General features: G+C 66.3%; 13 protein-coding genes and 1 pseudogene. 9 read left to right on the top strand and 5 right to left on the bottom strand.

The window, feature by feature from the left end:
• The 4 genes from sufC to JOZ00_RS12120 form a co-directional block, all read left to right on the top strand.
• The coding region (gene sufC, locus JOZ00_RS12135; RefSeq protein WP_293344142.1) for a Fe-S cluster assembly ATPase SufC at positions 1-761 on the top strand (761 nt) is incomplete at its 5' end.
• 2 nt (positions 762-763) lie between these two features.
• A complete protein-coding gene (locus JOZ00_RS12130; protein WP_293344140.1) occupies positions 764-2,011 on the top strand; it encodes a cysteine desulfurase in 1,248 nt (415 codons plus the stop codon).
• The gene (gene sufU / locus JOZ00_RS12125; RefSeq protein ID WP_293344138.1) at positions 2,008-2,490 is read left to right on the top strand and encodes a Fe-S cluster assembly sulfur transfer protein SufU; all 483 of its coding nucleotides are present in this window, start codon (positions 2,008-2,010) and stop codon (positions 2,488-2,490) included. Before JOZ00_RS12130 ends, sufU begins: the two co-directional genes overlap by 4 nt.
• Complete coding sequence (locus tag JOZ00_RS12120) at positions 2,487-2,834, top strand: metal-sulfur cluster assembly factor (protein ID WP_293344136.1); 348 nt, start codon at positions 2,487-2,489, stop codon at positions 2,832-2,834. The genes sufU and JOZ00_RS12120 overlap by 4 nt, the downstream gene beginning before the upstream one ends.
• Before the next feature lie 175 nt (positions 2,835-3,009).
• Here JOZ00_RS12120 and JOZ00_RS12115 read toward each other — a convergent pair whose 3' ends face one another.
• Both JOZ00_RS12115 and JOZ00_RS12110 read right to left on the bottom strand, forming a co-directional pair.
• On the bottom strand, positions 3,010-3,684 hold the full coding sequence (locus JOZ00_RS12115; RefSeq protein WP_293344134.1) for a DUF5666 domain-containing protein: 675 nt from the start codon (positions 3,682-3,684) through the stop codon (positions 3,010-3,012).
• A gap of 193 nt (positions 3,685-3,877) precedes the next feature.
• Positions 3,878-4,504 carry a DUF5666 domain-containing protein gene (locus JOZ00_RS12110; protein ID WP_293344132.1) on the bottom strand — a complete coding sequence of 209 codons (627 nt, stop codon included), beginning with the start codon at positions 4,502-4,504 and terminating at the stop codon, positions 3,878-3,880.
• Between JOZ00_RS12110 and JOZ00_RS12105 the strand changes: the two genes are divergently transcribed.
• Complete coding sequence (locus JOZ00_RS12105; RefSeq protein ID WP_293344130.1) at positions 4,476-4,685, top strand: hypothetical protein; 210 nt, start codon at positions 4,476-4,478, stop codon at positions 4,683-4,685. The genes JOZ00_RS12110 and JOZ00_RS12105 overlap by 29 nt on opposite strands.
• 99 nt (positions 4,686-4,784) lie before the next feature.
• Here JOZ00_RS12105 and JOZ00_RS12100 read toward each other — a convergent pair whose 3' ends face one another.
• Positions 4,785-6,614 (bottom strand): acyl-CoA dehydrogenase, encoded by a 1,830-nt coding sequence (locus JOZ00_RS12100; protein ID WP_293344128.1) that lies wholly within the window; start codon positions 6,612-6,614, stop codon positions 4,785-4,787.
• Positions 6,615-6,944: 330 nt separating this feature from the next.
• Between JOZ00_RS12100 and trxA the strand changes: the two genes are divergently transcribed.
• The 4 genes from trxA (at position 6,945) to JOZ00_RS12080 (ending at position 10,120) form a co-directional block, all read left to right on the top strand.
• Positions 6,945-7,304, top strand: coding sequence for a thioredoxin (gene trxA, locus JOZ00_RS12095; RefSeq protein WP_293344126.1), 360 nt, complete (start codon positions 6,945-6,947; stop codon positions 7,302-7,304).
• A gap of 51 nt (positions 7,305-7,355) precedes the next feature.
• Positions 7,356-8,165, top strand: a complete 810-nt coding sequence (locus JOZ00_RS12090; RefSeq protein WP_293344124.1) for an enoyl-CoA hydratase — start codon at positions 7,356-7,358, stop codon at positions 8,163-8,165.
• 27 nt (positions 8,166-8,192) lie between these two features.
• A complete protein-coding gene (locus tag JOZ00_RS12085; protein WP_293344122.1) occupies positions 8,193-9,830 on the top strand; it encodes an ABC-F family ATP-binding cassette domain-containing protein in 1,638 nt (545 codons plus the stop codon).
• Between the two features lie 92 nt (positions 9,831-9,922).
• Positions 9,923-10,120 carry a helix-turn-helix domain-containing protein gene (locus JOZ00_RS12080; RefSeq protein ID WP_293344144.1) on the top strand — a complete coding sequence of 66 codons (198 nt, stop codon included), beginning with the start codon at positions 9,923-9,925 and terminating at the stop codon, positions 10,118-10,120.
• Between the two features lies 1 nt (position 10,121).
• Here JOZ00_RS12080 and JOZ00_RS12075 read toward each other — a convergent pair whose 3' ends face one another.
• On the bottom strand, positions 10,122-10,754 hold the full coding sequence (locus tag JOZ00_RS12075) for a TetR/AcrR family transcriptional regulator (RefSeq protein ID WP_293344120.1): 633 nt from the start codon (positions 10,752-10,754) through the stop codon (positions 10,122-10,124).
• Positions 10,755-10,772: 18 nt separating this feature from the next.
• Positions 10,773-11,371 (bottom strand): annotated as a pseudogene (gene acnA / locus JOZ00_RS12070) (aconitate hydratase); the annotation flags it as partial.

Raw genomic sequence — 11,371 nt, 5'->3', positions numbered from 1 at the left:
ACGTCAGCGTCGAAGACCCGAACGCCCCCGAGGGGAATCGCGAGATCCCGATCCTCACCGGCGTGAACCTGACCGTCCGATCCGGTGAGACGCATGCCGTGATGGGGCCCAACGGTTCCGGCAAGTCAACGTTGTCCTACGCGATCGCCGGTCATCCGAAGTATCAGGTGACGTCGGGGTCGATCACGCTGGACGGCCAGAGCGTCCTTGACATGAGCGTCGACGAGCGCGCCCGGGCCGGCTTGTTCCTGGCGATGCAGTACCCCGTCGAGGTGCCCGGTGTGTCGATGTCGAACTTCCTGCGCAGCGCCGCCACCGCGGTGCGTGGCGAGCCGCCGAAACTGCGGCACTGGGTCAAAGAGGTCAAGGCCGCCATGGGGGGCCTCGACATCGACGCGTCATTCGCCGAACGCAGCGTCAACGAGGGATTCTCCGGGGGTGAGAAGAAGCGCCACGAGATCCTGCAGCTGGAGTTGCTCAAGCCGAAGATCGCGATCCTCGACGAGACCGACTCCGGTCTGGACGTGGACGCGCTGCGCGTGGTCAGCGAGGGCGTCAACCGGTACGCGCAGGCCGAAGACGGCGGCGTTCTGCTCATTACCCACTACACCCGCATCCTGCGCTACATCCAGCCGCAGTTCGTGCACGTGTTCGTCGGGGGCCGCATCATCGAGTCCGGCGGCCCGGAACTGGCCGACGAACTCGAGGAGAACGGCTACGTGCGTTTCACCCAAGCGGCGGCGGCGTCCGGGGGGTCGTAGACATGACGGCGACACAGCTGGACCTGGCCGCGATCCGTGCGGATTTTCCCATTCTGAAGCGGATCATGCGGGGCGGAAACCAGTTGGCGTACCTGGATTCCGGTGCCACGTCGCAACGCCCGCTGCAGGTGCTCGACGCTGAACGGGAATTCCTGCTGACGTCCAACGGCGGTGTGCACCGCGGTGCACACCAGCTGATGGAAGAGGCCACCGACGCCTACGAGCAGGGCCGCGCCGACGTCGCCGCGTTCGTGGGCGCCGACGCCGACGAGTTGGTGTTCACCAAGAACGCCACCGAGTCGCTCAACCTGGCGTCGTATGTGCTGGGCGACAACCGGTTCGACCGGGCTGTCGGCGAGGGTGACGTCATCGTCACCACCGAGCTCGAACACCACGCCAACCTGGTTCCGTGGCAAGAACTCGCGCGCCGCACCGGCGCCACGTTGCGCTGGTACGGCGTGACCGAGGACGGCCGGATCGACCTGGACTCACTGCAGCTCGACGAGCGGGTGAAAGTCGTTGCCTTCAGCCATCACTCCAATGTCACCGGTGCGGTGGCGCCGGTGGCCGAACTCGTCGCGCGGGCGAAAGCGGTCGGGGCGCTGACCGTGCTGGATGCCTGCCAGTCGGTACCACACCAGCCCGTCGACCTGCACGCCCTCGACGTTGACTACGCCGCCTTTTCCGGCCATAAGATGTTGGGCCCCAACGGCATCGGGGTGCTCTACGCGCGCCGGGAGCTGCTGTCGGCCATGCCGCCCTTCCTCACCGGCGGATCGATGATCGAGACGGTGACCATGGAAGCCACCACCTACGCCGCGCCGCCGCAGCGATTCGAGGCCGGCACGCCGATGACCTCCCAGGTGGTGGGATTGGGCGCGGCAGCACGGTATCTCGGGGCCATCGGCATGGACGCCGTCGAAGCCCACGAGCGAGAGCTGGTTGCCGCCGCCATCGAGGGCCTGTCCGGCATCGACGGGGTCCGCATCGTCGGGCCGACCTCGATGGAAAACCGCGGCTCGCCAGTGGCTTTCATCGTCGATGGCGTGCACGCCCACGACGTGGGGCAGGTGCTCGACGACGACGGTGTCGCGGTGCGGGTCGGTCACCACTGCGCGCTGCCCCTGCACCGGCGGTTCGGTTTGGCCGCGACCGCGCGCGCTTCGTTCGCGTTGTACAACACCTCCGACGAGGTGGAGCGGCTGGTCGCCGGCGTCCGACGGGCGATCGAATTCTTTGGGAGAGAATGACATTGCGCCTCGAACAGATGTATCAGGACGTGATCCTGGATCACTACAAGCATCCGCAGCACCGCGGGCTGCGGGAGCCGTTCGGTGCCGAGGTCTATCACGTCAATCCCATCTGCGGTGACGAGGTGACCCTGCGGGTGGCATTGTCCGACGACGGCGAGACCGTCGCCGATGTCTCCTATGACGGGCAGGGCTGTTCGATCAGCCAGGCGGCGACATCGGTGCTGACCGAGCAGGTGATCGGTCAAAGTGTGGGTGACGCGCTGAAGACCATCACCGCGTTCACCGAAATGGTTTCCTCGCGCGGCAATATCGACGGGGACGAGGATGTGCTTGGCGACGGGATCGCGTTCGCCGGAGTGGCCAAATACCCCGCACGGGTGAAATGCGCCCTGCTGGGGTGGATGGCGTGCAAAGACGCACTGGCCCAGGCCAGCGCCGGTGCCGAAAAATCAACCAACGGAAGCGACGGCTCATGAGCGAAACCAGCGCACCCAACGACGAGTTGCTCTTCGACCTCGAGGAGGCGATGCGTGACGTCGTCGACCCCGAACTGGGCATCAACGTCGTCGATCTGGGATTGGTCTACGGCCTGAATGTCGAGGAGGGCGACGACGGAACCGTCGCGCTGATCGACATGACGTTGACGTCGGCGGCCTGCCCGCTGACCGACGTCATCGAGGATCAGTCGCGCAGCGCACTCGTCGGCGCCGGCCTGGTGAGCGACCTGCGGATCAACTGGGTGTGGAACCCGCCGTGGGGCCCGGACAAGATCACCGAGGACGGCCGCGAACAACTGCGTGCGCTCGGCTTCACCGTCTGAATCTGATCGTTCGTAATCGGATGGGGGCGACCCGCTGCGCCCGGCTACGCCGCGCTTGCGATCCCCCTAGTCGGATGGGGGCGACCCGCTGCGCCCGGCTACGCCGCGCTTGCGATCGCCCTCGGTCGGATGGGGGCGACCCGCTGCGCCCGGCTACGCCGCGCTTGCGATCGCCCTAGAGGTGGAACGGGAGGTGAGGCAGGTGCAGGTGGTGGTGCGGGTGCCCCATCGGGGGACAGGTCTCCAGACTGATCATCACCGCGTGCAGCACGCCGCCGTCCTGAGTTCCCTGGGCCCCCATGCATTTGCCGTTGACGATCGCCTGGGTGTCCGAAGGCGTCTGCTTCTGATACGAGGTCGCGTTGGCGACCGTCACGTTCGTTGGTGCGCCCGGACCGCTGGGACCGAGCCCGTTGATGGCGATGGTGTTGCCCGAGACCGATGCGACGGTGCCGTAGAAGCCGGTCGGCGGTGGGCATTTTCCGTCCATGGACGGGGTGATGGTCACCATTTGCGCGGTGATCGCGCCGCCGCTCGGCGCGCTCTGCGGGGTGGCCTTGACGTTGACGCAACTGCCCGGCGTGACGTCGGTCAGCTGCGCCGGGCTGACATCGACGACCCGCGTCTGCGGTGAGAAGTCCACGGTGGCTGAGCCGGTTCGCGTCCTGAGCGCGATCGTCTGGCCCGATACCCGTTGGACCATTCCCTCGACGTAGTCCTTGGCCGGTGGTGGCGGGGGAGGTCCGGGCGGCGGCGCCGCACTCGGTGCCGCCGGGCTGGGTGCGACCGCCGACACGGTCGGCGGGCCGCTGCTTGAAGTGTTCTTCGAGTCGTTCGAGGGGCCGCACATGGCGACACCTATCGCGATCAGTCCGACTACGGCCACAAGCCCGAGTCGCGTCACCCCAGATTTCGTCCGAATGGCTGGCACCGACACCTCTTAAATTCGCTAATTACCCGAGGCAAGCGAATACCCAGGGCAGGCGCGATTACACAACCGCGCCTGCCCCGGGTGACGTGAATCTCAAGCCGCGAGGCTGCGATCACCCGCCCTGGCCGTGCGGCTGATCGGGCTTGTGCTGATCGGGTTTGCCGCATTTACCGTCGGTGGCCTGGCGCACGTTGATGCTGGTGGCCTGCAGCGTGCCCCCGTTGTCCGTGGTTCCGCGAGCGCTCAGGCACTTGCCCTGCGTAATCGCGTCGGTGGTGGCGGAGTTCTGCTTGGAGTATTTCGTCTTGTCGTCGACCGTCACGGGCGTCTGCGTGGTGTTTCCGCTGGGGTCGGTGCCGCTCACGTTGATGGTGTTACCCGATACCGAGGCGACCGAGCCGCGGACCGGCGCGGGTTTCCCCGGCGGCGGGGCCGGCGAGCCGGACGGGGCCGGGCTGCCCGAACTGGGTCCCGCGCCCGGCGCTGAGCCGGGTCCACCCTGCTTGGTGGGGCAGGCGCCGTTGACCGACGGGCTGACCTTGACGGACGCCGCGGTGACCGGTTGCCCGTTCTGCGGCGGCTGGGCCGGTCGCACGCTGACGCAGCTGCCGGTGGTGACGTCGGTCAGCGTGGCCGGAGTGAGTTCGGTGATCTTGGTCGTCGACGTGAAGTTCACGGCAGCATTGGTGTTGTCTTCCTTGGTGACCTGAATGGAGTTGCCCGCGACCGACGCGATCATGCCGCGGACCCATGATTCGCCGGTGGCCGGCGCCGACGAGGTGGCGGTCGAGGTCACCGTCGAGGTTGCGGTCGACGTGGACGTCGGGCTCGCTTTGTTGGACGAACTGCAGGCGGCCATGGACAAAGCGGTGGCTCCCGCGAGGGTGACCACCGCCAACCGGGTGAGCCGAGGCGTTTGACAGCTGGCGGACATCAAGGTTTCTCCAATCGTGGTTGGACCCAACGAATGGGGTATAGCCCGTTGAAGCTGTCGGTAACCTGTGTGAAACGCGAGGCTGTCAGAACGCCTGTTCGGACACCTTCATGATCTCGCCATCGATGGCCTCGATGACTTTGCGCAGCGACGTCAGCTTGACCAGCATGTTCCTCGCGAAGAACGTCGCGGTCGCGATCTTGCCCTGATAGAAGGTCTCGTCACCCTTCGACGGGCCGTCGGCCAACGCCGCGTGCGCCGCCCCGGCCTGCACCAGCAAGCGCCACCCGATCAGCAGGTCCCCGACGGCGAGCAGGTACTGGACCGACCCGAGGCCCACCTTGTAGATCTCCGTCGGTTGCTGCCCGGCGGACATCAGGAAGCCTGTCAGCGCGGCCGTCATCGCCGTTACCTCGTCGAGCGCGATCTGCAGCAGTTCGGCTTGCGGTTTCAGCGCCTGATCGCAGGTGTCGATGGTCTGACTGATCTGATCGGTCAGAAACTGCAGCGCCTGGCCGTGGTCGCGGACGATCTTGCGGAAGAAGAAGTCCATCGCCTGGATCGCCGTGGTGCCTTCGTAGAGCGAGTCGATCTTGGAGTCGCGGATGTACTGCTCGAGGGGATAGTCCTGCAGGAACCCGGAGCCGCCCAGGGTCTGCAGCGACTCCGTCAGGACTTCGTAGGCGCGTTCCGAGCTGACCCCTTTGACGATCGGCAGCAGCAGGTCGTCGATGCGGTGCGCCATCTCGTGATCGGCACCGGAAACCCGTTGTGCGAGAGCATCATCCTGATGCGCGGCGGCATACATGTAGAGCGCCCGCAGCCCCTCGGCGTAGGCCTTCTGGGTCATCAGGCTGCGGCGCACATCGGGGTGGTGCATGATCGTGACCCGCGGCGCGGTCTTGTCGGTCATCTGGGTGAGATCGGCGCCCTGTACCCGCTCCTTGGCATATGCCAGCGCGTTGAGGTAGCCCGTGGACAGCGTGCCTGCGGCCTTCACGCCGATCGTCATGCGCGCGTTCTCGATCACCGTGAACATTTGCTTGATCCCGTTGTGCACGCCGCCGACGAGGTAGCCGACAGCGGGCACATCCGTTGCGCCGAAAGTCAATTCGCATGTCGGGGAGGACTTGATCCCCATCTTGTGTTCCACCCCGGTGACGAAAACCCCGTTCCGTGGCCCGAGTTCGAACGTGTCGGGATCGAAAAGGTAGTTCGGCACGTAGAACAGGCTCAGCCCTTTGGTGCCCGGGCCCGCCCCCTCCGGCCTGGCCAACACCAGATGGAAGATGTTTTCGGCGGTGGAGCCCACGTCGCCGCCGGAGATGAACCGTTTGACGCCTTCGATATGCCAGGTGCCGTCGGGTTGTTCGATCGCCTTGCTGCGGCCGGCGCCGACGTCGGAACCCGCGTCGGGCTCGGTGAGCACCATGGTGGCCGCCCAGCCACGCTCGACGCCTTCCGCCGCCCACCGCTGCTGTTGCTCGTCGCCCTCGACGTAAAGCGCTTGCGCCATAAACGGTCCCAGGCAGTAAAAGCTCGCCGAGGGATTGGCGCAGAAGATCAGTTCGTTGACGCCCCACGCGAGCGGGGGAGGTGCCGGCATGCCACCGATCTCCTCGGCGAGGCCGAGCCGCCACCAGCCGGCTTCCTTGATCGACTGGACCGTTTTCGCCAGTTCGTCGGGGACGCTGATCGAGTGCTCGGCGGGGTCGAAGACCGGCGGGTTTCGATCGGCGAAAGCAAAGGTTTCGGCCACCGGGCCCTCTGCCAGGCGGGCGGCCTCCGCCAGAATGGTTCGAACGGTGTCCTCGTCGAGGTCGCTGTAGTCTCCGGTGCCCAGGACAGCGCCTACATCGAGGACCTCGAAGATGTTGAACTCCAGGTCACGGACGTTAGCGATGTAGTGGCCCAACGCGATTCCCTCCGTCGGCGGATCATCCGCCTCAGTCTGTCGGACGCGGGAAAGCGTACGCAACCGTAACCTGCATCGGCTCGCGGGCAGGTTACGCGCCGATGTCGGGGGGGAGAATCCCGTGTGCGCCGGTTACCTTGCGACATAGGCGAATTCGTTAGTATGGGCGCGTGCGATCTCTTTGCCCACGGTGGCGGTCGCGCTGGTGCACAGGCGTTGTGACATACGAGGCCCGGGGCGGCATCGGGTGCTGAAACGTCGGACCTGAAAGTGTTGCCGGACGCCAGTAGGCTGGGGAACATCACGTCAGCACCGAGCGTTAGGGCAAATGTGACAACACTCGATCTCACCGGTGAGAAGTTCAACGAAACCATCGCGGGCAACGACATCGTGCTCGTCGACTTCTGGGCCTCCTGGTGCGGACCGTGTCGCCAGTTCGGCCCGACTTTCCAGGCGTCGGCGGACAAGCACCCCGACATCGTGCACGCCAAGGTCGACACGGAGGCCGAACAACAACTGGCGGCCGCCGCCCAGATCCGGTCCATCCCCACGCTGATGGCCTTCAAGAAGGGCAAACTGCTGTTCAACCAGGCAGGAGCGCTGCCGCCGGCCGCCCTGGAGGACTTGGTACAGCAGATCCGCGCATTCGACGTCGACGCGGCCGAGGCCGCGCAAGCCGAAGAAAGCTGACAACGCGCTGCGCGCGCGTAGCAAGCGTTAGCTACGCGCTACCTTTCTTGGGTGAGTTTGGTACTGGTAGAGCACCCGCGACCCGAGGTTGCGCTGATAACCCTCAATCGGCCCGAGCGGATGAACTCCATGGCGTTCGACGTCATGCTGCCGCTGAAGGAGGCCCTGGACAAGGTCAGGTACGACAATTCCGTGCGCGTGGTCGTGCTGACCGGCGCGGGCCGCGGGTTCTCGTCGGGGGCCGACCACAAGTCCGCGGGCTCGGTGCCCCACGTTGACGGGTTGACCCGGCCCACCTACGCGCTGCGCTCCATGGAGATTCTCGACGAGGTCATCCTGGCCCTGCGGCGGCTGCACCAGCCGGTGATCGCCGCGGTCAACGGTCCCGCCATCGGCGGTGGGTTGTGCCTCGCGCTGGCCGCCGACATCCGGGTGGTCTCGACCAGCGCGTATTTTCGCGCGGCGGGCATCAACAACGGTCTGACCGCCAGCGAGCTGGGACTCAGTTATCTGCTGCCCAGGGCGATCGGTTCGTCGCGCGCGTTCGAGATCATGCTGACCGGGCGCGACGTCACCGCGGAGGAGGCCGAGCGGATCGGCCTGGTGTCGTGCCAGGTGCCCGAGGGGCAGCTGCTGGACACCTGTTACGCCATCGCCGCGCGGATTGCCGCATTCTCGCGGCCGGGCATCGAGTTGACCAAGCGCACACTATGGAGTGGACTGGACGCCGGTAGCCTGGAAGGGCACATGCAAGCCGAGGGCTTGGGACAGCTTTTCGTCCGCCTGCTCACCGCCAACTTCGAAGAAGCGGTTGCCGCGCGCGCGCAGAAGCGACCGCCGGTGTTCACCGACGACAAATGACCTGACCAACCAGCAACGGGAGAAAATGTGATCACTGCCACGGACCTCGAGGTCCGCGCCGGTGCGCGCATTCTGCTGTCTCCCGACGGTCCGGACCTGCGCGTGCAGCCCGGCGACCGGATCGGGCTGGTCGGTCGCAACGGTGCGGGAAAGACCACCACCTTGCGCATTCTGGCGGGGGAGACCGAGCCGTACGCCGGAGCCATCACCCGTGCCGGTGAAATCGGTTACCTGCCACAGGATCCCAAAGAGGGCGACCTCGACGTGCTGGCCCGCGACCGGGTTCTGTCGGCCCGCGGCCTGGACGTGTTGCTCACCGATCTGGAGAAGCAGCAGGCGTTGATGGCCGAGGTCGCCGACGACGACGCCCGGGACCGCGCGATTCGTCGTTATGGGCAGCTGGAGGAACGTTTCGTCGCATTGGGTGGTTACGGCGCGGAAAGCGAAGCCAGCCGCATCTGCGCGAGTCTCGGCTTGCCGGAACGCGTCCTGACCCAGAAGCTGCGCACGCTGTCCGGCGGCCAGCGCCGCCGAGTCGAGCTGGCGCGCATCCTGTTCGCCGCCTCTGAAGGGGGAGCGGGGGCCTCGGGTTCGTCGACCACGCTGCTGCTCGACGAGCCGACCAACCACCTGGACGCCGATTCGGTTGGCTGGCTGCGTGATTTCCTCAAGGCGCACACCGGCGGGTTGGTACTCATCAGCCACAACGTCGATCTGCTCGCCGAGGTCGTCAACCGGGTGTGGTTCCTGGATGCCGTGCGCGGCGAGGCCGACGTCTACAACATGGGTTGGCAGAAATACCTGGACGCCCGGGCCACCGACGAACAGCGTCGGCGCCGCGAACGCTCCAACGCCGAACGCAAGGCCACGGCGTTGCGCACGCAGGCCGCCAAGATGGGCGCCAAAGCCACCAAAGCCGTTGCCGCACAGAACATGTTGCGACGCGCCGACCGGATGATGGCCGCGCTGGACGAGGAGCGGGTTGCCGACAAGGTGGCCCGCATCAAATTCCCCACGCCGTCGGCGTGCGGGCGCACACCGCTGGTGGCCAAGGGGCTGAGCAAGTCCTACGGGTCGCTGGAAGTGTTCAGCGGAGTGGATCTGGCCATCGACCGCGGCTCCCGGGTGGTTGTGTTGGGGCTCAACGGCGCCGGCAAGACCACGCTGCTGAGGCTGCTGGCCGGCACCGAAAACCCCGACGCCGGCGGGCTGGAGCCCGGACACGGTCTGCGGATCGGCTACTTCGCCCAGGAGCACGACACGCTCGACAACGATGCGACGGTCTGGCAGAACATCCGGCACGCCGCGCCGGATTCCGGTGAGCAGGATCTGCGCGGACTGTTGGGCGCCTTCATGTTCAGCGGCGCGCAGCTCGACCAACCGGCGGGCACCCTGTCCGGCGGCGAGAAAACCCGGCTTGCGCTCGCCGGTTTGGTGGCGTCGACGGCGAACGTGCTGCTGCTCGACGAACCGACCAACAACCTCGATCCCGCGTCGCGCGAGCAAGTGCTCGACGCGCTGCGCAGTTATCAAGGGGCCGTTGTGTTGGTGACGCACGACCCCGGGGCGGCCGAGGCGCTCGACCCGCAACGCGTCGTGCTGCTGCCCGACGGCACCGAGGACTATTGGTCCGACGAATACCGGGATCTCATCGAACTGGCCTGAATTGGCTCAAACCCGCGCGCAATCGACGAAGGGTTTCCTACTCTGAGTGCTTGCAACCGTGTTCAGGCGTCGGAGGGGCCATGAAGAGAACAATGCAGAGGGCGACACAGCCACGAGATCAGCTGTTGCACGAATTGCGCCACGCCTATGAAGGCGGCGCCAGTATCCGAAGTCTGGTTGCCACGACCGGCAGATCCTATGGGTCGGTGCACAGCCTGCTTCTCGAGTCGGGTACCACCATGCGTGGCCGCGGCGGTCCGAACCGCACCGCCAAGTCCAGGCGACCATAGGTCACGGCGAAAGCACGTCGCCTTGCTTCGCGGCCCCGTCGCGCTCTGACGCCCGCGGCTTGCGCCCAGAACCGTTGCGGCGCACCGAGTTCTCCACCAGGTCCAGGACGGCGGCCAACCGCTGCGGGTCCTCCCCGGACGCCAGCCGGGCCACCAGGCCGTCGAGAACCAATTCCAGGTAGGTCTGCAATACGTCACCGGGAACGTCATCGCGCACCCGGTGTGCTTCCTTCTGCCTGCGCAACCGCTCGGTTGTCGCGGCCGCCAGTTCCGCGGAGCGCTCGGCCCAGCCCTGGCTGAAGGCGGGGTCGTTGCGCAGCTTGCGCGCGATCTCCAACCTCGTGGCCAGCCAATCGAACTGGTCGGGCGCGGCGAGCATGTCACGCATCACCTGGATGAGTCCTTCGCGCGACGCGACGTCGGCCATCCGTTCGGCGTCCTCGTGCGCCAGCGCGAAGAACAGCGCGTCCTTATCCCGGAAGTGGTGGAAGATCGCGCCGCGCGACATGCCGATCGCCTGTTCCAGCCGACGGACAGTGGCCCTGTCGTAGCCGAATTCGGCGAAGCACCGGCGGGCGCCGTCGAGGATCTGGCGGCGCCGAGCCGCCAGATGGTCCTCGCTGACTTTTGGCATGGGCGGGCTAGGTCGCCGCTAGCCCGACTTCAACATGTTGCGCAGCACGTACTGCAGGATGCCGCCGTTGCGGTAGTAGTCGGCCTCGCCGGGGGTGTCGATGCGGACGACCGCGTCGAACTCCACTGCGTCATTATCCCCGCCGCCGGATTTACTGGCCTTGACGTGCACCGTCTTTGGCGTCTTCCCGTCGTTGAGCTCCTCGATCCCGGTGATGTCGAACACCTCGGTGCCGTCGAGGCCCAGATCCTTGGCCGACTTGCCCTCGGGGAACTGCAGGGGGATCACGCCCATGCCGATCAGGTTGGAGCGGTGGATCCGCTCGAACGACTCGGCGATCACGGCGCGCACACCCAGCAGCCGGGTGCCCTTGGCCGCCCAGTCTCGCGACGAGCCCGACCCGTACTCCTTGCCGCCCAGTACCACCAGCGGAATGTCTTGTGCCGCATAGTTTTGCGCCGCGTCGTAGATGAAGGTCTGCGGGCCGCCGTCCTGGGTGAAGTCGCGGGTGTAGCCGCCGGACACGTCGTCCAGCAGCAGGTTGCGCAGCCGGATGTTGGCGAACGTGCCACGAATCATCACCTCGTGGTTGCCGCGCCGCGAGCCGAAGGAGTTGT

Origin of the sequence: Mycobacterium sp. (assembly GCF_019243155.1) — a bacterium.
In the GTDB taxonomy this organism is placed as follows: Bacteria; Actinomycetota; Actinomycetes; order Mycobacteriales; family Mycobacteriaceae; genus Mycobacterium.
This window is presented reverse-complemented; position numbering and strand designations above follow the sequence as displayed.